We start from the raw sequence: 23,740 nt of genomic DNA, 5'->3' as shown, positions 1-23,740 counted from the left end.
GCACCGGGGAGCGGTCCTCACCAGCCGTCGACGCCCGCCCCGTGCACCACTCTTGACGCTCGTCGCGCCCGGCGAGTAACGTCGGGTGACATCAACTAATACGTATTAGAAGGGTGTTGAGCGATGGCTCCCAGCGGGGTTCCCGGGCAGCTCAGCCGTCGCGGTCTGGTGCTCGGCGCCGCCGGCGCGGCGGGGGTCACCGCCCTCGCGGCGACGGCCGCGCCGGCCGCCGCCGCGGGGCTCACCCGCCCCGGGCGGTACACCGAGTCGACGGTCTTCACCGCGGGCGACGAGGGCCTGGAGGTGTTCCACGTCTTCGGACTGGCCGTGACCACCCGCGGCACCGTCCTGGCCTTCGCCGAGGGACGCATCACCCAGCACGACGCGGACCCGCACCACCTCGTGCTGCGCCGCAGCCGCGACGGCGGTCGCACCTGGGAGGCGCTGCGGTACGTCCGGCGGTCGGACGGCGTGACGTCGCTGATCAACCCCACCCCCCTGGTCGACCGCGACACCGGCCGGGTGCTGCTGTTCTACGCCGAGTGCTTCAGGGACCCGGGGAACACCGGCGGTTCGCCCGACCGTTCCCGGGTCTACGTCGTCGGCAGCGACGACGACGGGCTCAGCTGGTCGGAGCCGACGGAGCTGACGTCCCTGTTCGACGCCAACCCGCACGCCTGGACCCTGCACATGCCGGGCCCCGGGCACGGCCTGCAGCGCGCCGACGGGCGGCTGATGCTGCAGGTCTGGCACCGCCGGGCGATAGCGTTCCCGGTGGCCGAGCGCCGGTACGGCGTGTCGGTGATCCACAGCGACGACCACGGCGCGAGCTGGTGGCACGGCGCCGCGGTCCCGCTGGACGGCGCCTACCCGGTCAACGAGTCCCGGCTGCTGGAGCGTTCCGACGGCTCGCTGGCGCTGCTCGGCCGGTACGCCTCGGGCGGCACCCACCCGCGGATCGTCTCGGTCAGCGTGGACGGTGGCGACAGCTGGTCGGAGCCGGTGCTGGACGCGGCGGTCCGTCCGGTCAACGCGGTGGACACCGGCGTCGCCCGGATCACCGGCGGGCCGGGCGGCGGGCCCAGCCGCGTGGTCTTCAGCCGCCCCGACTCGCCGTCCCGGCGGAACCTCACCGTCTCGCTCTCCTACGACGACGGCCGCACCTTCCCCTTCGGCCGGGTGCTCACGGACGGCCCCGCGTCGTACTCGGACGCGGTGGCGCTGCCGGACGGCCGGGTCGGCGTGCTCTACGGGCGGGACCACGCGGACGGGGTGACGACGAGCTTCTCCGAGCGGGTGGTGTTCGCGGCGTTCGACCTGGCGTGGTTGACGGACGGGGCGGACGACGGGTGGGACGTACCGGAGCAGTCGGGACACGCCCTCGCGGCACTGGCCTTGGTGACCGGCGGCGACGAGCTGCTGGTGGTGGACGACGCCCACGCCAGCGGCGGCCAGCGGGCGGAGCTGGTCGGCTCCGACTACGGCTCCTTCGTGGAGGCCCGGGTCGAGGTGCGGCGGACGGCCGACTACGAGCTGTACGCGCGGTTCCGGCAGCTGCCCAACGGCGGCACGGTGACGGTCAGCGTGGACGGTGACCCGGTCGGGGGTCCGGTGGACACCTCGACGCTGAGCGTCAGGTCGTTCCGGACGGCCCTGCTGGGCCGCCGCCGGCTGAGCCGCGGCTGGCACACGGTGCGGTTCACCGTCGTGGACAAGCACGTGGACGCCACCGGGCTGCGGATCAGCCCCGACCTGCTCAGCCTGGTCCGGGTGTGACCGCCCGCCCCGGCGTGTGGGGACGCCGGGGCGGGTGGCGGCCCGGAGCCGCGTCGACGGGCGACGGCCCGCCGCCCCGGTCGCGGGGGGACACAGGGACCGCATCTCATTGACATGCACGCGGCCGTACGGTCGAATGAGGCGCATGCTTGGGAGCGCTCCCACACGCTTCCCTCGTCCCGGCCCCGGCCAGTGAGGAGCACCTCCCGTGACCCTGCGACGAGCGGCCAGGGCCGCACTGGCGGCGGCCGTGGTCGGCGTGCTGGCCGCGACCGCGGCGCCCTCGACGGCGGCGCGGCCGCACGACGCCGGAACCGCCCCGGCGCCCGGGGCCGAGGTGTACGAGGCCGAGGACGGTGAGCTGGTCGGCGTGACCGTCGACGCCACCGCGCCCGGCTATTCGGGAACCGGCTACGTGTCGGGCTTCGACGCCGCCGAGGACCAGGTCACCGTCACCGTCCCGGACAGCCCCGGCGGCCTGTACGAGCTGTCGGTCGGCTACCGCGCGCCCTACGGGCAGAAGAACGCCCAACTGGAGCTCAACGGGGAGGGCATGGGCGAGATCACGCTGCCGGAGAGCACCGAGTTCGGCACCGTACCGGCCGGCAGGGTGCTGCTGGAGCCCGGCGCCAACACCGTGACCGTGCGCAGCGGATGGGGCTGGTACGAGATCGACTCGGTCACCCTGGCCCCGGCCCCCGAGCGCCCACCGCACCAGGTGACCGGCGAGCCGGTGGACCCGCTGGCCACCCCCGAGGCCCGGTCGTTGCTGCGCTATCTCACCGACAACTACGGCGAGACGATCCTCAGCGGTCAGCAGGACATGGCCGGCATCCAGTGGCTGGAGGACAACCTCGGGGTGACGCCGGCCGTCGCGGGCCTCGACATGATGGACTACTCCCCCAGCCGGGTCGAACGCGGCACCGTGGGCGTGGACGTGGACCACGCGCTGGACTGGGACGCGCGCGGCGGCATCACGACCTTCGCCTGGCACTGGAACGCGCCCAGCGGCCTGATCGACGAACCGGGCCGGGAGTGGTGGCGCGGCTTCTACACCGACGCCACGACGTTCGACGTGGCCGCGGCGCTGGCCGATCCCGCCTCGGCGGACTACCGCCTGCTGCTCCGGGACATCGACGCCATCGCGGAGCAGCTGCTGCGCCTGCAGGACGCTGGCGTCCCGGTGCTGTGGCGCCCGCTGCACGAGGCCGAGGGCGGCTGGTTCTGGTGGGGCGCGAAGGGCCCGGGCCCGGCCATCGAGCTGTACCGGCTCATGTACGACCGGATGACGCGCCATCACGGCCTGCACAACCTGATCTGGGTCTGGAACTCCGTCAGCCCCGAGTGGTATCCGGGCGACGACGTGGTCGACGTGGTCAGCGCCGACTCGTACCCGTCGGCGGGCGACCACGGCCCGGTCAGCGCCACCTACGACAAGCTGGTGTCGCTCTGCCAGGACACCAGGGTGGTGGCGCTGACCGAGGTGGGTCCGATCCCCGACCCGGACCTGCTGGAGGCGTACCAGGCCGACTGGAGCTGGTTCGTCACCTGGAGCGGGGAGTTCCTCACCGACGGGGTGTGGAACTCCCGGGAACATCTGGAACACGTCTACGGGCATCCGCGAGTGACCACGCTCGACGAGCTCGAAGACGTCAAGCACTACGGCACCTGACGCCGTCCGCCCCTCGGCCGGGCCCGTCGTCCCGGGCGTCGCTCGGGCACCGGTGCGCGCAACTGCCTCTGGCGCACCGGCGCGAGGCCGGGTAGCGTCCCGGACGCCCCCGGCGCTCGGCCGTCCGTGGGCCACGCCGGACGGGCCCTAGGAGAGATCCCCCACGTTTCTCTGGAGTCGCCATGTCACCACGTCGCTGGACCGGCCGGCTGCTGCTCGTCGCCGCCCTGACCCTCGGCCCGCTCGCCGCCTACGGCTGGGCCGCCGAGGACCCCCAGGTCGCCGACGAGCCCCCGGCCACCACCGCGGTCCCACTCGAACAACTGTCCGCCACCTCCACCCAGGTCGCCTCGGGCCTCACCCGTCCGACCGCGATCGCGGCGCCGGACGACGGCACGGGACGGCTCTTCATCACCGAGAAGGCCGGCACCGTCGCCGTCTACCACCCCGACACCGGGCTGGCCGAGGAGCCGCTGCTGGACGTCACGGACGTCGTCGACGAGTCGGGCAACGAGCGCGGGCTGCTCGGCATGGCCCTCGCGCCCGACTTCAACGACAGCCAGGAGCTCTACCTGGCGTACACGGCGCTGCCCGACGGCGCCGTCACGCTGGGCCGTTACTCGCTGGCCGACGGATCCCTGGAGGTGCTGCTGAGCCAGGAGCACGCCCAGTACAGCAACCACAACGGCGGCCAGCTCGCCTTCGACGCCGACGGCCTGCTCTACTGGGGCATCGGTGACGGTGGCGGCTCCGGCGACCCGTTCGACAGCGGCCAGCGGCTCGACACGCTGCTCGGCAAGATCCTGCGGATCGACGTCAGCGCCGCCTGCGGTGACCTCGCCTACTGCGTCCCGGAGGACAACCCCTTCGTCGGGGTGGCGGGGGCGCGCGAGGAGATCTGGGCCTACGGGCTGCGCAACCCCTGGCGCTTCTCCTTCGACCCCGCCGACAACTCGCTGTGGATCGGCGACGTCGGCCAGGGGCAGGAGGAGGAGATCGACCACCTGGCCCCGGGCCAGGGAGGCGCGAACCTCGGCTGGTCCTGCCGTGAGGGGACGGTGGAGTACGACGCGGCGCAGTGCCCGGAGAACCCGGACTTCGTCGAGCCCGTCCACAGCTACCCCCTCACGGGCGGCAACTGCGCGGTCATAGGCGGCCTCGTGTACCACGGCCAGGAGTACGCGGACCTGGCCGAGGGCACCTACCTCGCCTCCGACTACTGCGGGGCCACCGCGATCGCCATGCGCCCGACCGCGGACGGCGGTTACGAGCAGGCGAACATCGGCACCTTCCAGACGCAGCCCACCGCGATCGGCCAGGACGCGAACGGCGAGCTGTACTACGTCAACGACCTGCCGGGCGGACTGCACAAGATCGAGTTCGCGCAGACCGGTCAGACGCGGACCCCGTAGCGCTCCCCGGCGCCGGATGCCCGGTGCCCGCCGTGCCCCCGGACGCCGTCGGTGTCCGGGGGCACCGGCACGCCGGGGCGCGTCCGGACGGGCGGGCCACGACGCGTACGGGGGGCCGATCGGGCCGGAGGTCCGTAGGCTGGCCAACGGCGTCACCGACGTCACTCCGCGAGGTCGCCGAGGTCAGGAGGACAGCTCCGTGAAGATTCTGATGAACGTGCCCGAGCGGGTGGTCGCCGACGGGTTGCGCGGCATGGCGCTGGCCCATCCGGAGCTGGTGGTCGACGTCGAGAACCGGGTGATCGTGCGCCGGGACGCGCCGGTGGCCGACAAGGTCGGGCTGGTCTCCGGCGGCGGCTCCGGACACGAACCGCTGCACGGCGGCTTCGTCGGCCCCGGCATGCTCGACGCCGCCTGCCCCGGGGAGGTCTTCACCTCGCCGGTCCCCGACCAGATGGTGCGGGCCGCGGCGGCGGTGGACAGCGGGCAGGGCGTGCTGTTCGTGGTCAAGAACTACACCGGGGACGTGCTGAACTTCGACATGGCCGCGGAGCTCGCCGAGGACGAGGGCGTGCGGGTCGCCAAGGTGCTGGTCCAGGACGACGTCGCCGTCACCGACAGCCTCTACACGGCGGGCCGGCGCGGCACCGGCGGCACGCTGTTCGTGGAGAAGCTGGCGGGCGCGGCGGCCGAGGAGGGGGCGCCGCTGGAGCGGGTGACCGCCGTCGCCCAGCAGGTGGCCGACGCCTCGCGGAGCTTCGGCGTGGCGCTCGGCGCGGTCACCACGCCGGCCAAGGGCGGCCCGACGTTCGACCTGCCGGCGGGCGAGCTGGAGCTGGGCATCGGCATCCACGGCGAGCCGGGTCGGGAGCGGCGCGGCATGATGACCTCGGGCGAGATCGCCGACGTCGCGGTGGACGCGCTGGTCTCCGACCTCGCGCCGGAGGGGCCGGTGCTGGTGCTGGTCAACGGCATGGGCGGGACTCCGCTGCTGGAGCTGTACGGGTTCAACGCCGAGGTACAGCGGGTGCTGGGGGAGCGTGGCGTCGCGGTGGCCCGTACCCTCGTCGGCAACTACGTGACCTCGCTGGACATGGCGGGCTGCTCCGTGACGCTGTGCCAGGTGGACGAGGAGCTCCTGCGGCTGTGGGACGCGCCGGTGCGGACGCCGGGGCTGCGCTGGGGCCGGTGAGGCGGACGCGGGAAGGGATACGAGGTGGCTGACGTGGCTGAGGAGGCGGCTCGGCTGGACGCGGGGTTCGTCCGGCGCTGGCTCAGCATCACGGCGACGGACATCGATCAGGAGGCGGACCGGCTGACCCAGCTGGACTCGGCCATCGGCGACGCCGACCACGGCGCCAACCTGCGGCGAGGGTTCACCGCGGTGCGGGCCGCCCTGGCGGACGGTGCCGCGTCGACCCCCGGCGGGGTGCTGATACTCGCCGGGCGGACGCTGGTCTCGACGGTGGGCGGGGCCTCGGGGCCGCTGTACGGCACGCTGCTGCGGAGCACCGGCAAGGCGCTGGGCGACGCGGAGCGGATCACCGACGAGCAGCTCGCGGAGGCGCTGCGCGCCGGTGTGGAGGCGGTGGCGCGGCTCGGCGGGGCGGCGGCGGGCGACAAGACGATGCTCGACACGCTGCTGCCCGCGGTGGCGGCGCTGCCCGGCTACGAGGCGGCGCGGCAGGCCGCGGTGGACGGCGCGGAGTCGACCGTGCCGCTGCGCGCCCGCAAGGGCCGGGCCAGCTATCTCGGCGACCGCAGCATCGGGCATCTGGACCCGGGCGCGGCCTCGTCGGTGCTGCTGCTCGCGGCGCTGGCCGAGGCGGCCGGGGAGGCCGCGCGGGAGGCGGGCCAGCATGGCTGAGGGCGGTTCGGGACCGGTCGGGATCGTGCTGGTCTCGCACAGCGCGGAGGTCGCGGAGTCGGTGGCCCGGCTGGCCGAGGCGCTGGCCGGCGCCGGCGACCTGGCCCCGGTGGCGGCCGCGGGCGGCACTCCCGACGGCGGCTTCGGCACCAGCTCCGAGCTGGTCGTGGCGGCCGCGCGGCGGGTGGACCGGGGCGCCGGGGTCGCGGTGCTGGCCGATCTCGGCAGCGCGGTCCTGACGGTCCGGGCGCTGCTGGCCGAGGACGACGAGCTGCCGCCGGACACCCTGCTGGTGGACGCGCCGTTCGTGGAGGGCGCGGTGGCCGCTCTGGTCACCGCCTCGGCCGGGGCCGACCTGTCGGCGGTGGCCGCGGCGGCGGGCGAGGCGTACACCTACCGCAAGTCCTGAGGCCGGCGGCCCCGCGGCTACGTCCTGTCCGGTGGTTCGGGGATGCCGGGCAGGGTGTCCGGTGCCGGTTCGAACCACGTCGGGCCGTCCGTGGTGGCGAGCTTGATCCGGGTGAGCGCGAACTCCCCCAGCGGCGGCAGGGCGTCCTGCGAGAACCAGGCGACCTCGAGGGACTCGTCGTCGTTGACCCGGGGTTCGCCGCCGACGGCGCGGCAGCGCAGGCTGATGTCCAGGTACTGGCAGTTGTCGCCGTTGGGGTAGCGCATCGGCGCCTGGGTCTCCACCAGCAGCACCCGCTCCGGGACGCAGTGCACCGCGGTCTCCTCGTAGACCTCGCGCACCGCGGTCTCGGCGGGCTGCTCGCCCGGTTCCGGGATGCCGCCGATGATCGCCCAGCGGCCGTCGTCGGCGCGGCGGCCGAGCAGCACGCGGCCGTCGTCGTCCAGGACGACGGCGCTGACGCCGGGCAGGAAGAGCAGCCGGTTGCCGATGCTGGCCCGCAGCTCGCGGATGAAGCCGGGTGTCGTCATGCCCCGAGCCTACGAGGCGCCGGGCGCCGCCGGGGCGGCGGCCGACCGGGCGAGGGCGGGCAGCAGCGCGGCCTCCGGGTAGGCGCGGGCGGCGGACGGCAGCCCGGCCGGCCGGCCGCTGGCGAACACCCGCAGCTCGCCGCCGGGCGGCGCGCCCGGGTCGGCCGCCGCGCCGACGCGGCGCAGCGCCTGGGCGGCCACGGCGGCGGCCGAGCCGTGCAGGGTGACCGGCCCCGACAGGGTGCCCGCCAGCTCCTCCCGGATCCGGTCGGCCACGAGCTCGTAGTGGGTGCAGCCGAGGACCACGGCCCGGGTGTCGGCCGGGGTGAGCGCGGCCGCGGCGCGGCAGGCGGCGCGGACGGCCACCGCGTCGGCGCGCTCGACCGCCTCGGCCAGCCCGTGGCAGGGCACCTCCGTGGTGGCGACGCCGCCGCCGAACTCGCGGATCAGGCGCCGCTGGTAGGGGCTGCCGGTGGTGGCCGGGGTGGCCCACACCGCCACGGGGCCCGCCGCGGCGGCGGGCTTGACGGCCGGCACCGTGCCGATCACCGGAAGCGCGGGCTCCAGCGCGGCGCGCAGCGCCGGCAGACCGTGCACGGACGCGGTGTTGCAGGCGACGATCAGGGTGTCGGGCTCCTCGGCGGCCGCGGCCCGGGCGCAGGCCAGCGCCCGGGCGGCGATGTCGTCGGGACGCCGCGGGCCCCACGGCATGCCGTCGGGGTCGCAGGACAGGACGAGCGAGGCGTCGGGGCGCAGCCGGCGCACAGCCGCGGCGGCGGCCAGCAGTCCGAGGCCCGAGTCGATGAGCGCGATCTTCACGACGATCGAGGGTACCGGCCGGTCCGGCGGGTCACGCGGCGCGGCGCGGGGCGCTCATTTGCGGCCCGGGGTCCACTGCATGCCCCAGCCGTAGGCGTGGTCCACGGTGCGCTGCGGGCTGACGCCGCGGTCCGGGATCAGGTACCGGGCCTCCCGGTTGACGATCAGCTCGCCGCCCTCGTTGGTCAGCAGCGCCAGCACGCACACCGGGGAGTCGACGGTGCACTCGTCGAGGTGGAACTCCACGGGCGCGCCGCGCTCGGGGGTGAGGGTGACGGTGGCGTTGGCGATCCCCTTGAAGCTCGTGGCGCCCGCGTAGACGGTCACGAAGATCACCATGCGACGCATCTCGCGCACGTGGTCGAGATTGATCGTGAGGTTCTCGCCGGTGGCCACGGCGCCGGTCCGGTCGTCGCCGTCCAGGTGCATGTACGGCGGCTGGTGCAGCGACCCGAAGGCGTTGCCCAGGGCCTGGACGACGCCCTTGCGGCCGTCGGCCAGCTCGAACAGCGCGCACAGGTCCAGGTCGAGGCCACCGGACATGGCCTTGGTCAGCCGCTCCTTCCAGCCGAGGCTCTGCCGCTGCCCGGTCCGCTCCTGCCAGTTCAGGTTCACCCGGAGCCGGCCCGAGGTGCCGCCCTGCTTGGCCAGGGAGATGGCCGGGGACTCCTTGGTGAGCGTGACCTTGCTCAGCCGCACCGGCCCGCCGGAGAGCGCGGGCGCCGGAGCCGCGGGGGGCGGCGGCGCCGCGGCGGGGGCGGGTGCCGGGGGCGGCGGGGCGGCGGGCGCGGGGGTGGCGGCCGGGCGCGGCGCCGGGGCGGGGGCGGGCTCGTCGTCGACGCTGATCCCGAAGTCGGTGGCCAGCCCGGCCAGCCCGGTGTCGTAGCCCTGGCCGACCGCCCGGAACTTCCAGCCGCCCTGCCTGCGGTAGAGCTCGCCGAGCACGAAGGCGGTCTCGGTGCTCGCGTCCTGGCTGTCGAAGCGGGCCACCTCGGCGCCGGAATCGGCGTCCACCAAGCGCACGTGCAGCCCGGGCACCTGTCCGAAGGTGCCGCCGTCCGCGGAGGCGGCGAGCGTCACGGTCTCGATGGCCGGCTCCACGCCGGTCAGATCGATGACCAGGCGGTCGGTGACGGCCGCGCCCTGGGGCTGCTTGCCCTCGTACCGCACCGCGCCCGAGGCGTGCCGGGGCTGGTTGTAGAACACGAAGTCGTCGTCCGAGCGAACCCGGCCGCCGGCGAGGAGCAGCGCGGAGGCGTCCACGTCCGGCACACCAGCGGCGGTCTGCCAGCCGATCTCGACACGGACCGACCGTGCCGGCACGGGGACGTTCGAGCCTTTGAGCATCCTGGGTTCCTCCCCGTCGTTGGCCGTCGTCTCCCGGCCTGTGCAGTGGCGGCATCCCAACTATGCCACCTCGGTCACGGCCCTCCGAAACGGCCCCGGACACAGCACGATGGGGCATACCATGACCTTATTTTCCGGAATTCTCCTCTTGGGACCCTCGTCTTCCGCTCAACCACGCGAAATGACCTGCTAATCGGTCTCCCCAATGACCGCATGGTGGGCTTAACTTATGGGGCATGACCTCCCCGCGCCCCTACGGTGGTGGCTACTACTCCTCACCGTCCTTCCCCGACACCCCCATCTACGACAGCTTGGTGGCCGAGCGGGGAACCCCGCAGATCGCGCCGATCAGGGTGCCCTCCGCCTACGACTCGCTCGGCGGGTACCCGCATCCGGGCACCCAGCCGGCCCTGCCCGCGCTGCCGGCCGCTCCCTCCCCCGCGCAGCCCGCCCCTCCCACCGGGTACTCGGGCTACCAGACCGCTCCCGCGCGTCAGCCCCGGCCCGCGCCGGCCCCGGCGCCCACGCCGCAGCCCGCGCACTACCTCCCGCAGCAGGCCGCGGCCGCCCGGCCGTATCCCGCGCCGCAGGCCCCGCAGGCGCCGGCGCCGCAGCAGATGCGACCGGCCGCACCGCGCCCCGCGGCTCCCCGGCCCGCGGCGCCGCGTCCGGCAGCGCCCCAGCAGATGCCGGGCGGCTACCAGAACCCGTACCCGGCCCCCGCGCAGCAGCACCCCTACCCGGGGCAGGGCTACTGGGCGGAGCAGGGGCCGGGCCACTGACGGAGCCGACGACGGGGCGGAGCGCAGCCGCCGGCGGACACGGGGGTCTCGGGCGAGGACCCCGTGTCAGATTTCCACGTCCTCCAGGACGCCCAACGCGTCGGGCACCAGGACGGCCGCGGAGAAGTAGACGCTGACCAGGTAGGAGATCACCGCCTGCTCGCTGATGCCCATGAAGCGGACGTTCAGGCTGGGCTCGTGCTCGTCGGGGATGCCGGGCTGGTGCAGGCCGATCACGCCCTGGTCCTCCTGACCGGTGCGCAGGGCGAGGATCGAACTGGTGTGGGCGGAGGTCACGGGGATCTTGTCGCACGGCAGCAGCGGGATGCCGCGCCACGCCCGGGTCCGGGTGCCGTCGACCTCGATCTCCTGCGGGTAGACGCCGCGGCTGCTGCACTCCCTGCCGAACGCGGCGATGGTGCGGGGATGGGCCAGCAGCACCCGGGTCCTGCGGCGCCGGGTGATGAGCGCGTCGAGGTCGTCGGGGGTGGGCGGGCCGCCCCGGGAGCGCACCCGCTGCCGCGGATCGACGTTGTGCAGCAGCCCGAACTCCGGGTTGTTGACCAGCTCGTCCTCCTGCCGCTCGCGCAGCGCCTCGACGGTCAGCCGCAGTTGCTCGGCCGTCTGGTCCATCGGCTGGCTGTAGAGGTCGGCGATCCGGGTGTGCACCCGCAGCACGGTCTGCGCGACGCTCAGCTCGTACTCCCGGGGACCCGGGTCGTAGTCCACGAAGGTGCCGGGCAGCACCGGCTCGCCCTGATGGCCCGAGGCGAGCACGATCTCGGCCTCGCCGCGCCGGTTCTGCGGGGGTGACGAGCGGGTGGCCGCCTCGTCGAGGTACGCCCGCAGTCCGGGGGTCCGCTCGGCCACGGCCGCCACGTCGCGCAGCGGCAGCGCCAGGACCGTGCATCGGGTGAGGGCGCGTAACGTGTACGGCCAGTCGCCGGGCGGGCCGGTCAGCGCCTGGTCGCCGGCGTGGTCGCCGTCCGCCAGCACGCCGAGCCGGGCCTCCTCGTCATAGCGCCCCGGGCCGAGCCGCTCGACCTTGCCGTGGGCGATCAGCAGCACCTCCTCGACCGGGGTGCCGGCCTCCACCAGCGGCTGGCCCGCCTGGTACTCCCGCTGCGCACAGTGGTCGGCGAGCGCCGCGAGCGCGGCCTCGTCGGCGTACCCGCGCAGCGCCGGAAGCTCGGTCAGCTCGGCGGGGATGACCCGGAAGTTCGGCCCGGAGGCGACGAACTCGACGCGACCGTCGCCGAGCGTGTAGGTGAGCCGGCGGTTCACCCGGAAGGTGCCGGCCGTCACCGGCACCCAGGGCAGCGACCTGAGCAGCCACCGCGAGGAGATGGCCTGCATCTGGGGCGGCGTCTTGACGGTTCCCGCGAGCTTCCGTGCGGCGGTGGTGCCGAGCGCGAGCTGCTCGGGGGCCTCCGGTGGCTCCGGTGGAGATGTCATGGGCGAATATGCCTTTCCTTCGGGTTGTCAACTCGGCGTACCGTTCATCGACAGGAGGGCGTGCCGAATTCTCGTGACGAACGACGGGAATCCAGCACGCCCGCGGCGGGGTGAGACCGGCGCCGCGTCAGAACCCGACTTCCACGTCCTCCAGAATTCCCAGGGCGTCAGGGACGAGGACCGCCACGGAATAGTAGGCGCTCACCAGATACGAGATGATGGCCTGCTCGCTGATGCCCATGAAGCGCACGGAGAGGCTGGGCTGGAACTCGTCGGGGATCCCGGTGCGGTGCAGGCCGACCACGCCCTGCGCCTTCTCCCCGGTGCGCATGACCAGGATCCTGCTGGTGCCGCTCTCGCTCACCGGGATCTTGTTGCACGGCAGCACGGGGATGCCGCGCCAGGACGGGATCGCGTGGCCGCCGATGTCCACGCTGGTGGGGTACAGCCCGCGCTTGCTGCACTCCCGGCCGAAGGCGGCGATCGCCCGGGGATGGGCGAGGATGACGCTGGGCTCCTTCCACACGGTGGCGAGCAGTTCGTCCATGTCGTCGGGGGTGGGCGGGCCGCTGCGGGTGTGGATCCGCTGGCGCAGGTCGGCGTTGTGCAGCAGGCCGAACTCCGGGTTGTTGACCATCTCGTTCTCCTGGCGCTCGCGCAGCGCCTCGACGGTCAGCCGAAGTTGCTCCTCGACCTGGTTCATCGGCTCGTTGTACAGGTCGGCGACGCGCGTGTGCACCCGCAGCACGGTCTGCGCGACGCTGAGCTCGTACTCCCGGGGGGCGACCTCGTAGTCCACGAAGGTGCCGGGCAGCACCGGCTCGCCGCTGTGGCCGGCGGCCAGGGCGATGGCGGCCTCGCCCGCCGCGTTCTGCTCGGCGTGGGTGGCGGCCCGGGTCGCCTCCAGGTGGGCGCGGAGGCTGTCCGCCCGGGCCACGATGTCCTGGAAGGTCTGCCGGGCGAGGGTCAGCACGGTGCCGCTGGTCAGGGCCGTGATGGTGTATTCCCAGACGCCGGGCTCGTCGTCCGTGAGCGTTCGGTCGCCGTGGATGTCGCCGCCGGCCAGCACGCCGTGCTCGGTCTCCGTGTCGTACAGGCCCGGGCTGCGCCGGCTCAGCTTGCCGTGCGCCACGAGGATCACCTGGTCGGCCGGGGCGCCGGCCTCCGCCAGCACCTCACCGGGGGCGACGTCGCGTTGCACGCAGGCGGCGGCGATCTGGGCCAGCACCTCCTCGTCCTCGTACCCGGCCAGCGCGGGCAGTTCGGTCAGCTCGGCCGGGATGACGCGGACCTCGGACCCGGTGGAGACGAATTCGACGCGCCCGTTCCCCACCGTGTAGGTCAGCCTTCGGTTGACCCGGAAGGTGCCGCCGGAAACCTGCACCCAGGGGAGCACCTTGAGCAGCCACCGCGAGGAGATCTCCTGCATCTGCGGAGGAGTTTTGGTGGTTGTCGCCAGATTCCGCGCGGCCGTCGTGGCCAGGCTCAACTGCTGCTGCTCCGCACCATTCTGAGGGGTCGGCTCGGAGGAAGTCGTCATGCGGGGGACACCGCCAATCCAGGGGCTCTTGTAGGCCGTTCGGGCGTTTCTGCCAATCGAAGCTAACGGCCCCACGCGGGGCGAGCAATCACTCGAAAGAGGGGCTATTTCCGGGATTCCCCGGCGCATTGCTGGGTATCACGGGAGCTCATTCCCGAAGGCACGGCCACCATGGGTACGCGGCGCGGCACAGTGCGTGACCGGACTGCGCCGGTGGCGTGCGGTAGCACCCCGGGAGCGTGCGGCGCGTGCGCACGGCGCGTCCGGCGCGAAACCCGTCAAGTCCGTGCGTGCGCCGACGGCGCGCTACGGTGGAGCCGCCACGAAACGCGAGTTCGGCAGGGTTGGCGCTCGGTTATCGCACGAGGTTGGGGCACATCAGTCCATGGCTACGGGCTCGGTCCAGGTGACGCACACCGGAACTTCACGCTGGCGGCGCCGGACCGCCGTCTACGGCACGGTGGCCGAGGCGCTGGCCGCCGCGGCCGACGGCGACGTGCTGGTGCTCGGGCCGGGGGTGTACCGGGAGAACCTGGTGATCGAGCACTCGGTGACCGTACGCGGCCCGGAGGAGGCCAAGGAGGGTCCGGCCCGGATCGCTCCGCCCGAGGGGGTGCCGCTGACCGTGCGCGGCTCCGCGACGGTGCAACAGCTGCGCATCGAGGGCCAGGACACCTCGGTCCCGGCTGTGCTCATCGAGAGCAGCACCCCGGAGCTCGTCGCGCTGCACGTCCACACCACCTCGGCCGCGGGCATCGCGGTGCGCGGCGGCGCCCGGCCGACCGTGCGCCGGAGCCTCGTCAGCAACACGGCGGGCAGCGGCATCACGGTGACCGACGGGGGCGGCGGCCTGTTCGAGGAGTGCGAGGTCGCCGAGACCACCGAGTCGGGCGTGGTGGTGCGGGGACCGGCGCACCTGCGGCTCGAGCGCTGCCGGATCCGGCAGACCGGTGGCGCCGGGCTCTCGGTCAGCGGCGAAGGCAGCGCCGTGGACGCCGTGGACTGCGGCGTGCACGGCACCCGGGGCACCGGCGTGCGGCTGGCCGAGCGCGCCACCGCCCACCTGACCGACTGCCGGGTCAGCGAGACCACCGGCGACGGGGTGTCCCTGGAGTCGGACGCGGTGCTGACCCTGACCGACAGCACCCTGCACGACATTCCGGAGAACGCGCTGGACCTGCGGTCCCGTTCGGTGCTGACGCTGGTGCGGACGACGGTCAGCCGCTTCGGGCGCAACGGCATGTCGGTGTGGGACCCGGGCACCCACGCCGACGCACACCACTGCGAGATCGGCGAGAGCACCGGGGAGTACCCGGCGGTGTGGGTGAGCGACGGCGCCACCGCCGTGCTGGAGTCCTGCCGGATGCGCCGGGTGCCCGACGCGGTGTTCGTGCTGGACGCGGGCTCCCGCGCCGACGTGGTGGACAGCGAGATCGAGGACGTGCGCGGCTCCGCGGTCTCGGTCAGCGACGGCGCCACGGCCCGCCTGGACGCCTGCCGCATCCGCCGGGTGGGCACCGGGGCGTGGTTCCGGGACCCGGGCAGCGGCGGCACGGTCACCGGCTGCACCATCACCGGGGCGCGTACCGGCGTCCTCGTCACGAAGGGCGCGGACCCGGAGGTGACGGAGTGCACGGTGACGGAGCCGGCCGAGTCGGGGGTCTACGTCTCCGCCGGCGGCCTGGGCCGGTTCGGCCGTTGCCGGGTGTCCGACTCGGGCGGCTACGGCTTCCACATCATCGACGGCTGCCGGAGCGAGCTGACGGGCTGCCGCACCGAGCGGTGTGCCCGCGGCGGCTACGTCTTCGCCGAGGAGGGCCCGGTGTTGAAGGAGTGCCGGAGCGACGAGACCACCGCCCCCGGCGCGGACGTCCGGCTGACCGCCGTGGACGCCCCGACGGCGGGCGCGGTCGCCACCGAGACCGCCGTTCCCGCGCCCCGGGGCGCGGGCGACGCGGCCCCGCCCGCGGGCGGTGAGCTCGACGGCCCGGCGTCCCGACCGTCCGACGAGGTGCTGGCCGAACTGGAGTCCCTCGTCGGGCTGCGGACGGTGAAGCGGGAGGTGCGGGCCCTCATCGACATGATCGAGGTGGGCCGCCGGCGGCAGCTGGCCGGGTTGAAGGCCGCCTCGGTCCGCCGCCACCTGGTGTTCACCGGCTCCCCCGGGACCGGGAAGACGACGGTGGCGCGGCTGTACGGCGAGATCCTGGCGTCCCTCGCGGTGTTGGAGCGCGGGCACCTCGTGGAGGTGTCCCGGGTGGACCTGGTCGGCGAGCACATCGGCTCCACGGCGATCCGCACCCAGGAGGCGTTCGACCGGGCGCGCGGCGGGGTGCTGTTCATCGACGAGGCGTACGCGCTGTCCCCCGAGGACGCCGGGCGGGACTTCGGCCGGGAGGCGATCGACACCCTGGTGAAGCTCATGGAGGACCACCGGGAGGCGGTGGTGGTGATCGTGGCCGGGTACACCACCGAGATGGAGCGCTTCCTCGCCACCAACCCCGGCGTGGCGTCCCGCTTCTCGCGCACCATCACCTTCGGCGACTACGCCCCCGAGGAACTGCTGAGCATCGTCGAACAGCAGGCGCGGGAGCAGGAGTACGCGCTGGCCGAGGGCACCGGCCAGGCGCTGCTCCGCTATTTCACGGGGCTGGAGCGGGGCCCGTCGTTCGGCAACGGGCGGACCGCCCGGCAGACCTTCGAGTCGATGGTGGAGCGGCACGCCGGGCGGGTGGCGCGGCTGGCGGACCCCAGCACCGAGGAGCTGACCCTGCTGTACCCGGAGGACCTGCCGGGCGAGCGCGCGGAGACTATCTGAGCTCCTCCCGCTCGGCGGGCGGCCCGGACCGCGGCCCCGGCGGCGGGGACACCGGCGGCGGCTGCCCCGTGCCGGCGCCGGGGCGGGCCTCCAACGCGGGACCGGGCACCGCGTCGGGCGGCGCGGCCACCTCGTGGTGGTCGTCGAGCAGCCGCCGGTACAGCGCGGCGCGTTCCTCGGCGAACGCCGGGTCGGCGGCGTACTCCCCGTGGCCCAGCACCGGTTCGGGCAGCGGCCAGCTGGAGGTGCGGCCGTAGTGCATCGGGTCGGCCAGCGGTCCCTCGTCCACCGGCGCGCCGTCCACGCCGGTCACACCCACCGGGCCCCCTATCGGGTCGGTGGCCCGCCACAGGTTGCGCCAGCACACCATGTCCCGGTGCAGGGCGCGCAGCGCCGCCGGGCCGAAGTAGGCGGGGAACCATCGGCCGTAGAGCCGTTCCAGCGGCGAACCGTGTGTGAGCAGCGCGATCCGCGCCCGGGTGGCCGCGTCGAGCTGCCACACGGCGGCCGCGGCCAGCACGCTGCCCTGGGAGTGGCCCGAGATGACCACCCGCCCGCCGGTGGCGTCCACCCACGTGGCCATGCGCCAGGTGAGGTCGGGCACCGCGCGCTCGGCGTAGCAGGGCGGGGCGAAGGGGTGGGCGGCGCGCGGCCAGAAGGTGCCGACGTCCCACAGGATGCCGACGGTGCGGCGGGCCCCGGGGTCGCGGTAGGCGCGGCGGCCCATGGTGAGCAGCAGCACCACGCCCACGCCCATCAGCCAGGAGCCCAACTGCTGGGCCAGGTCGGTGATCACGGACACCCCGTCGGAGACGTCCGCGGCAAGCGCCGAGGGCGACTCCCCGGTCAACGCGCCGGCCACCGCGGCCACGCCGAGCAGCAGGCTGGCTCCGGTGATCCAGCCGACGGCCAGCGGCGCCGAGTCGGTCAGCTGGGCCCGGGCGACGGCGGCGGCGATGGCGTCGCTGCGCTCCTCGAGCGGCTCGCCCGGCTCGTCCGGATACCAGGCGCGGACGCCGGGGCTCAGCTCGTTCCGGCGCCGGCGCACGGAGCGCACGGCGACCAGGGCCAGGACGAGCACGACGGCCAGCAGGATCGGGATGCTGGCCGCCTGCCAGCTGAGCAGCACGGGCGGCCCGACGATCGTGGCGCCCGGCTCGCCGGGGGCGGCGGTGGGGTCGAGCCAGTCCGCGACGCGCTGGGCCACTCCCCCGGTCAGCACCCCGGCGGTCGCGCAGGCCAACAGCGCGACCGCGGCGCCGCCGAGCCCGGCGAGCGCGCCGCGGTCGCCGTCCCGGGCGTTCCGGTGCAGCCGGTACGCGGCCAGCGCCATGCCGACCACCAGCACGCCCTGCGCCACGGTCAGCACCACGAAGACCCCGCCGCCGGCCGGATGCCGGCCGGCGGTCTGCCAGTCCGGACGGCTCCACGCGGTGTGCACGGCGGCGAGTAACACCACGCCCAGGGCCGCCCAGGGCATCCGGGCGACCAGCCGGGGCACGGGCTGCTCGTCGATCTCCTCCTCGGTGCGGCCGTGCCCGAGCAGCTGACCGGCGACGGCCAGCCAGCCGCACAGCAGCAGGCCGGTGAGCAGCCAGCCGGTGGCGGCGAGGCCCTCGGTCCCGCGCGGGCCCCGGTCGTAGGGGCCGGTGGAGGTCAGCAGCGAGGCGGAGACGGTGAGCAGGGCGGCCGTGGTGTGCGCCGCGCGCAGCCGGGACACGATGCCCTGTCCGTACCAGAAGCCGGGCAGGCCGAGCAGCGCCCCGTCGCGCCGGCCGTCGCGCGGACGCGGCGGCGGCGAGGCGGACTCGTACGCGCTCCAGGTGCGGTGCGAGAGCCACCACAGGAGGCCGACGAGGCCGAGGGGCAGCACCGCGGCGAGCACCAGGCGGCGTCCGGGCTGGTTCCACCAGCCCTCGCCGGTGGCCACCGGGCCGAGCCAGGAGGCGTTCTCGGCGCAGGTCTCGGAGCCGGCGCACTGCCAGGCGACGAGGTCGACGCAGACGGCGCAGGCGCCGGAGGCGAACAGCGCGGTGAGGGAGAGGGCGACCAGCCGCACCAGCACGTCGTAGGCGTGCTGGGTGCGGTGACAGCCACGGCAGGCGGGACGCATCCAGTGCGCCAGGTTGACCACCATGAACGGCAGCAGCAGGAGCCACAGCGCGCGGGCCCCGTTGCCCGAGGTGAGGCCGCACCAGGTGTACGCCTCGCGGCACGGCGCTTCCTCGTCCCAGGGGCGGTCGTCGAGGTCCTCGGTGCGGCGGTGTATGCAGGCGGTGGTGTCGCCCGTGATCCGGGTGGTCCTGGGGTCCTCCAGCATCTCCTGCGGGGTGGCCCCGCCCACCCCGTGCACCAGTAGCTCCATCGCCGGCGGCGCGTTCTCGCTCGTCATGGCTCCTCCGCTCCACCCCTGCGGCCCTGCCCGTCGTGGACTCCTGTCCCGCGGTGGACTCCTGCCCGCTGGGGCGTCCTGTTCAGCTTCTGCCCGCGGAACGCGACGGAATCGTCACCCGGTTAGCGGGACGTGCGAGGATGACTCCGGTTCGAGCGAACGAAGGAGGGCCGTGAGCGACAACCAGAACCTGCTGGCGGGACAGCGCAGAGCGCTCATTCTGGACGAGGTCCGCCGCAGGGGCGGCATCCGGGTCAGCGAGCTGACGCGCATGCTCCAGGTCTCCGACATGACGGTGCGCCGGGATCTCGACGTGCTGGCGCGTCAGGGAGCGCTGGAGAAGGTGCACGGCGGCGCGGTGCCGGTGACCGAGGCACGCACTCACGAGCCGGGGTTCGAGGCCAAGTCCTCGCTGGAGCTGTCCGCCAAGAGCGAGATCGCGCGGTCCGCCGCCGGTCTGGTGACGCCGGGGAGCGCGGTGGCGCTGTCCGGCGGGACCACGACCTTCGCCGTGGCGCACGAGCTGTTGGAGGTCCCCGACCTTACCGTGGTCACCAACTCCGTGCGGGTCGCCGACGTGTTCCACAACGCCCAGCATCTGGGCGAGGGCGGTCGGGGCGCGGGAGGGGCGCCGGCGGCGACGGTGGTGCTCACCGGCGGCGTGCGCACGCCCTCGGACGCGCTGGTCGGTCCGGTCGCGGACGCGGCGATCAGCTCGCTCCACTTCGACGTGCTGTTCCTCGGGGTGCACGGCATCTCGGTGGAGGCGGGGCTGTCGACGCCGAACCTGGCGGAGGCCGAGACCAACCGGCACTTCGTCCGCTCGGCGCGGCGCGTGGTGGTCGTCGCGGACCACACCAAATGGGGGACGACGGGGCTGAGTTCGTTCGCCTCGCTGGACGAGGTGGACACGCTGGTGACGGACGCCGGGCTGCCGCCCGCCGATCGGCGGGAGATCGCCGAGCATCTGGCCGAGCTGGTGATCGCCGGCGGCGTCGACGCCGAGGACTGACGCCGGAGGCCCGGCGGGCGTTCCGCCGGGCCTCACGGTGCCGCGGGGAGGCGGCGGGGCTCATCTGTCCGCGCCGCCCTTGCCGGCCCGGGTGTCGGCGGTCAACACGGCCAGCCGCCGCCGGTACTCCTCCTCCTCGATCTCGCCGGCGGCGTAGCGCCGGCCGAGCAGGGTGACGGGCGCGTGTTCGCCGGGGCCGCGTCGCCCGCCGCGCCACACGGTGCGGCGCAGCAGCCAGAAGGCGCCGAACAGGATCGCCGCCCAGACCAGCGGGAAGAGCAGGATCCACGGTCCCGGCCCGTCGTCCGCCCAGTGGTTCGCCAGGGTGTTCACGGTGTCTCACGCTCCTCGCGCGGCGCCCCGTCGCCCGGGATGCCGCCTCGTGTGCTCTCGTCGTTCGGAACACCTCCAGCCTCGTCGCCGGGGCGGCCCGCGTCGTCGTACGGCCAGCGGCTTGTGGCCTGCTGCCCCGGGAGTAGCGGGCCGGATCCGGGCTGCTCCGGGGGACTGTCAGTGCCGGCTGCCAGACTCCGCCCATGGGCGAGGAGCGGGCGGACCCCGGCAGATGCGTCGTGGCGGAGTACGCCGACGGCTCGGTCCGGCTGTGCCCGGTGGACGAGCGGGGCCGACCGGCCGGCCCGGTGCTGACCGAGCCGTCGCTCGCCGCGGCACTGCGCGCCCGTCCCGGGGTGGGTCGCTGGGTGTGGCGGGGCACCGCGGCGGCGTATCCGCGGGCGCTGGACGCCGGGCTGCGGGTGGAGCGGTGCTATGACGTGGAGGCGGCCGAGGCGCTGCTGCTGGGCCACGAGGGGCGGTACGGCCGGCCGCGTTCGCTGAGCGCCGCCTGGGCCCGGCTGCGCGGCCTGCCGGTGCCGGAGGATCCGCCGCCGGCCGCCGCGGACTCCGCACAGCCCTCGCTGTTCGAGGCTGGTCCGGTGCCGCTGCCGGGGGACGCGGATCCGTTGGAGGCGCTGCTCGCGGTGTACGCGGGGCAACTGCGGCGGACGGCGGCGGCGGAGCGACCCGAGCGGATGCGGCTGCTGCTGGCCGCCGAGTCCGCCGGCACGCTGGTGGCCGCGGAGATGGGGCGGGTGGGCCTGCCCTGGCGGGCCGACCTGCACCGGCGGATGCTGGACGAGCTGCTCGGCGAGCGGTACGCGGGCGGCGGCGAGCCGCGGCGCCTGGCGGAGCTGGCGGAGCGGGTGTCCGAGGCGTTCGGCGGCGCGCCGGTCCGGCCCGACCTGCCGGCCGACGTGATCAGGGCGTTCGCCCGGGCGGGCATCCGGTTGGGCTCCACCCGGGCCTGGGAGCTGAAGGAGATCGACCATCCGGCGGTGGCCCCGCTGCTGGAGTACAAGAAGCTGTACCGGATCTACACCGCGCACGGCTGGTCGTGGCTGCGCTCCTGGGTGCGCGACGGCCGGTTCCGCACGGAGTACCTGCCGGGCGGCGCGCCGTCCGGGCGCTGGACGAGCAACGGCGGCGGCGCGCTGCAGATCCCGCGGGTGGTCCGCCGGGCGGTGGTGGCGGATCCGGGCTGGCGTCTGGTGGTGGCCGACGCCGACCAGTTGGAACCCCGGGTGCTGGCCGCCGTGTCCCGGGACCGGGGGCTGATGGCCGCGGCCGGCGACGCGGGCGACCTGTACACCGGGCTGGCGTTGCGCGGCTTCTCGGGCGACCGGGCGCACGCCAAGCTGGCGCTGCTGGGCGCGGTCTACGGGCAGACCTCGGGCGACGGCCTGCGCCACCTGGCCGACCTGCGGCGGCGCTTCCCGGACGCGGTGGCGTACGTGGACGAGGCGGCGCGGGCCGGCGAGCAGGGGCGGCTGGTGCGCACCTGGCTGGGCCGGACCTGCCCGCCGGCCGGGGAGCAGCCGGCGGACTGGACGGAGCCGGACGCGGCCGACGCAGGCGAGGCGGTCGCGGACGGCGCGGCCCGGAGCGGCCCGGCGGCCCGGGCCAGGGGTCGGTTCACGCGGAACTTCGTGGTCCAGGGCAGCGCCGCCGAATGGGCGCTGCTGATGCTCGCGGCGCTGCGCCGCGCCCTCCGCGACACCCCGGCCGAACTGGTGTTCTTCCAGCATGACGAGGTGATCGTGCACTGCCCGGCGGCGGACGCCGAATCGGTGCGCGCGGCCGTGGCGGCGGCGGGCGAGGAGGCCGGCCGGCTCGCCTTCGGCGCGACCCCGGTCCGGTTCCCGTTCAGCACGGCGGTGGTCGAGTGCTACGCGGACGCCAAGTAGCCGGCGGCCGGCGGGCGGGGCGCCGCGGGCGGGGGCGCGTTGGCCGGTCAGGTGGTGGCGCCGAGCGGGGTGGTGGCCAGCCCGGCGTCGCCGCCCTCGATGACCCGGCGGGCGGCGGCGGCCAGCCGGGACGCGGCCTCGTCGGCGAGCGGCGCGTCCACCACGAAGGGCACCCGCAGGTAGCCCTCGAAGGCACCGTCCACCCCGAAGCGCGGTCCGGACGGCACCCGGACGCCGAGCCGCTCCGCCACGTCGGCGATCCGCGATCCCGACAGGCCGCCGGCCCGCACCCAGAGCGTGAGCCCGCCGCTCGGCACGTGGAACTCCCAGTCGGGCAGCCGGCGGCGCAGCGCGTCGACCATGGCCGCCCGGTACTCCCTGACCCCGGCGCGGCGCAGCGCGATCGCCTCGTCCCAGCCGCCCGACGTCATCAGCCAGACCAGGGCCAGCTGTTCCATCACCGGGCTGCCCAGGTCGGCCTGGGCGCGGGCGCCGACGAGCCGGCGGATCACCTCGGGCGCCGCCCGCACCCAGCCGATGCGCAGGCCGGTCCAGAAGGTCTTGCTGGCCGAGCCGACGGTGATGACGGTGGAACCGCCGTGGTCGAAGGCGCACACCGGCCGCGGCGGCGCCTCGCCCGGCGCCAGGTCCAGGGCGAGGTCCGCCATCGTCTCGTCGGCGACGAGGACGGTGCCCGCGGCCCGGGCGGCGGCGACCAGTTCGCCGCGCTGCGCCTCGCTGGCCAGGGCACCGGTGGGGTTGTGGAAGTCGGCGACCACGTACGCGAGACGCGGGGAGGCCGCCGCCAGCACGTGCCGCCAGGCCGGCAGGTCCCAGCCGGCCAGGCCCTCGGCCATGGGCACCGGCACCAGCCGGGTGCCGGCCTCCCGCATCAGCTGCAGCACGTTGGCGTAGGAGGGGTGCTCGACCGCGACCCGCTCGCCGCCCGGGGCGAACAGCCGGCTCACCGCGGCGACCGCGCCCATCGCCCCGGTGGTGACCATGATCTGCTCGGGCATGGTGGGCACGCCGCGGGCGGTGTAGCGCTCGGCCAGCGCCTGGCGCAGCGAGGGCAGCCCCGCGGGGAAGTCGCCGTGGGTGCGGGCCGCGGGCGGCAGCTCGGCCAGCGCGCCCTGGAAGGCCCGGGTGAGCCAGGGCTCGGGGGCGGGCAGGGCGGCGTTGCCGAGGTCGATCATCGATCCCGTCGCCTCGGGCGACAGCGGTTCCAGGCCACGGGCGGGGAGCTCGCGCCCGGCGGGGACCGCGGTCCAGCTGCCGGAGCCGCGCCGGGACTCCAGGAAGCCCTCGGTGCGCAGCGCCTCGTAGGCGGCGGCGACAGTGGTGCGGCTGACGCTCAGGGCCGTGGCGAGCTCCCGTTCGGCGGGCAGCCGGGCGGCCACCGGGACCCGGCCCTCCAGCACCAGCAGCCGGACGCCGTCCGCCAGCGAGCGGTAGGCGGGCACCCGGCGGGCCTCCGGGCCGCGGCCCCCGGCGTCCTGGGAGCCGAGGAGCCGGGCGAGCCGCCCGGTGCCCACCGTCGAGGTCCACTCGGGCATGTGAAGGGGCCACCTTTCGCCGATTGGCCATGGCGCGGCATCGCGTTCAGGCCACAGGGTGGCACGTACCGGCCCACCCGGGCCAGCGGACGACCGCGGGTGACCCCCGG

Annotated in this window: 18 protein-coding genes; 10 read left to right on the top strand and 8 right to left on the bottom strand. The window is 74.9% G+C overall.

The features are described 5' to 3' along the window. The first annotated feature begins 123 nt into the window (after positions 1 to 123). The 6 genes from ABGB06_RS34600 to ABGB06_RS34575 all read left to right on the top strand — a co-directional run bounded on the left by ABGB06_RS34600 (position 124) and on the right by ABGB06_RS34575 (position 7,136). Complete coding sequence (locus tag ABGB06_RS34600; protein ID WP_347597840.1) at positions 124 to 1,776, top strand: sialidase family protein; 1,653 nt, start codon at positions 124 to 126, stop codon at positions 1,774 to 1,776. Positions 1,777 to 1,984: 208 nt separating this feature from the next. Then, a complete protein-coding gene (locus ABGB06_RS34595) occupies positions 1,985 to 3,448 on the top strand; it encodes a glycosyl hydrolase (protein ID WP_347597837.1) in 1,464 nt (487 codons plus the stop codon). A gap of 182 nt (positions 3,449 to 3,630) precedes the next feature. Then, on the top strand, positions 3,631 to 4,860 hold the full coding sequence (locus tag ABGB06_RS34590) for a PQQ-dependent sugar dehydrogenase (RefSeq protein WP_347597835.1): 1,230 nt from the start codon (positions 3,631 to 3,633) through the stop codon (positions 4,858 to 4,860). A gap of 199 nt (positions 4,861 to 5,059) precedes the next feature. Further along, positions 5,060 to 6,052 (top strand): dihydroxyacetone kinase subunit DhaK, encoded by a 993-nt coding sequence (dhaK, locus tag ABGB06_RS34585; RefSeq protein ID WP_347597832.1) that lies wholly within the window; start codon positions 5,060 to 5,062, stop codon positions 6,050 to 6,052. A gap of 24 nt (positions 6,053 to 6,076) precedes the next feature. Next, positions 6,077 to 6,727 (top strand): dihydroxyacetone kinase subunit DhaL, encoded by a 651-nt coding sequence (gene dhaL, locus ABGB06_RS34580; RefSeq protein ID WP_347597829.1) that lies wholly within the window; start codon positions 6,077 to 6,079, stop codon positions 6,725 to 6,727. Then, on the top strand, positions 6,720 to 7,136 hold the full coding sequence (locus ABGB06_RS34575) for a PTS fructose transporter subunit IIA (RefSeq protein ID WP_347597826.1): 417 nt from the start codon (positions 6,720 to 6,722) through the stop codon (positions 7,134 to 7,136). The genes dhaL and ABGB06_RS34575 overlap by 8 nt, the downstream gene beginning before the upstream one ends. 17 nt (positions 7,137 to 7,153) lie before the next feature. On the opposite strand, the gene ABGB06_RS34570 is transcribed toward ABGB06_RS34575, so the two are convergent. The 3 genes from ABGB06_RS34570 to ABGB06_RS34560 are packed head-to-tail and all read right to left on the bottom strand — an operon-like array spanning position 7,154 to position 9,832. Then, a complete protein-coding gene (locus ABGB06_RS34570; protein ID WP_347597823.1) occupies positions 7,154 to 7,666 on the bottom strand; it encodes an NUDIX domain-containing protein in 513 nt (170 codons plus the stop codon). 9 nt (positions 7,667 to 7,675) lie between these two features. Next, positions 7,676 to 8,485 (bottom strand): aspartate/glutamate racemase family protein, encoded by an 810-nt coding sequence (locus tag ABGB06_RS34565; protein ID WP_347597820.1) that lies wholly within the window; start codon positions 8,483 to 8,485, stop codon positions 7,676 to 7,678. Between the two features lie 54 nt (positions 8,486 to 8,539). After that, positions 8,540 to 9,832 (bottom strand): TerD family protein, encoded by a 1,293-nt coding sequence (locus tag ABGB06_RS34560; protein ID WP_347597817.1) that lies wholly within the window; start codon positions 9,830 to 9,832, stop codon positions 8,540 to 8,542. Positions 9,833 to 10,068: 236 nt separating this feature from the next. Here ABGB06_RS34560 and ABGB06_RS34555 point away from each other — a divergent pair, with 236 nt between their 5' ends. Continuing rightward, positions 10,069 to 10,614, top strand: coding sequence for a DUF6643 family protein (locus ABGB06_RS34555; RefSeq protein WP_347597814.1), 546 nt, complete (start codon positions 10,069 to 10,071; stop codon positions 10,612 to 10,614). Positions 10,615 to 10,680: 66 nt separating this feature from the next. Here the strand turns inward: ABGB06_RS34555 and ABGB06_RS34550 are convergent, their stop codons facing one another. Beyond that, complete coding sequence (locus tag ABGB06_RS34550; RefSeq protein WP_347597811.1) at positions 10,681 to 12,069, bottom strand: family 2B encapsulin nanocompartment shell protein; 1,389 nt, start codon at positions 12,067 to 12,069, stop codon at positions 10,681 to 10,683. A 127-nt stretch (positions 12,070 to 12,196) separates the two neighbouring features. Continuing rightward, positions 12,197 to 13,609, bottom strand: coding sequence for a family 2B encapsulin nanocompartment shell protein (locus ABGB06_RS34545; protein ID WP_347597808.1), 1,413 nt, complete (start codon positions 13,607 to 13,609; stop codon positions 12,197 to 12,199). A gap of 385 nt (positions 13,610 to 13,994) precedes the next feature. On the opposite strand from ABGB06_RS34545, the gene ABGB06_RS34540 reads away from it, so the two are divergent. Further along, complete coding sequence (locus ABGB06_RS34540; RefSeq protein WP_347597805.1) at positions 13,995 to 16,427, top strand: right-handed parallel beta-helix repeat-containing protein; 2,433 nt, start codon at positions 13,995 to 13,997, stop codon at positions 16,425 to 16,427. Here ABGB06_RS34540 and ABGB06_RS34535 read toward each other — a convergent pair. Next, entirely contained in the window at positions 16,420 to 18,819 is a 2,400-nt protein-coding gene (locus tag ABGB06_RS34535) for a hypothetical protein (RefSeq protein WP_347597802.1), read from the bottom strand. The two genes, ABGB06_RS34540 and ABGB06_RS34535, sit on opposite strands and share 8 nt — an antisense overlap. A gap of 172 nt (positions 18,820 to 18,991) precedes the next feature. Here ABGB06_RS34535 and ABGB06_RS34530 point away from each other — a divergent pair, with 172 nt between their 5' ends. After that, a complete protein-coding gene (locus ABGB06_RS34530) occupies positions 18,992 to 19,831 on the top strand; it encodes a DeoR/GlpR family DNA-binding transcription regulator (protein ID WP_347597799.1) in 840 nt (279 codons plus the stop codon). A gap of 60 nt (positions 19,832 to 19,891) precedes the next feature. Here ABGB06_RS34530 and ABGB06_RS34525 read toward each other — a convergent pair whose 3' ends face one another. Next, on the bottom strand, positions 19,892 to 20,164 hold the full coding sequence (locus ABGB06_RS34525) for an SHOCT domain-containing protein (RefSeq protein ID WP_347597796.1): 273 nt from the start codon (positions 20,162 to 20,164) through the stop codon (positions 19,892 to 19,894). A 203-nt stretch (positions 20,165 to 20,367) separates the two neighbouring features. Between ABGB06_RS34525 and ABGB06_RS34520 the strand changes: the two genes are divergently transcribed. Then, the gene (locus ABGB06_RS34520; protein WP_347597793.1) at positions 20,368 to 22,074 is read left to right on the top strand and encodes a bifunctional 3'-5' exonuclease/DNA polymerase; all 1,707 of its coding nucleotides are present in this window, start codon (positions 20,368 to 20,370) and stop codon (positions 22,072 to 22,074) included. Positions 22,075 to 22,121: 47 nt separating this feature from the next. On the opposite strand, the gene ABGB06_RS34515 is transcribed toward ABGB06_RS34520, so the two are convergent. After that, positions 22,122 to 23,630, bottom strand: coding sequence for a PLP-dependent aminotransferase family protein (locus ABGB06_RS34515; protein WP_347597790.1), 1,509 nt, complete (start codon positions 23,628 to 23,630; stop codon positions 22,122 to 22,124). Between the last annotated feature and the right edge of the window lie 110 nt (positions 23,631 to 23,740).

The sequence above is a fragment of the Streptomyces sp. B6B3 genome (genome assembly GCF_039871525.1).
Classification (GTDB): domain Bacteria; phylum Actinomycetota; class Actinomycetes; order Streptomycetales; family Streptomycetaceae; genus Streptomyces.
The sequence above is the reverse complement of the archived record's forward strand: the minus strand, read 5'-3'. Positions and strand labels throughout refer to the sequence as shown.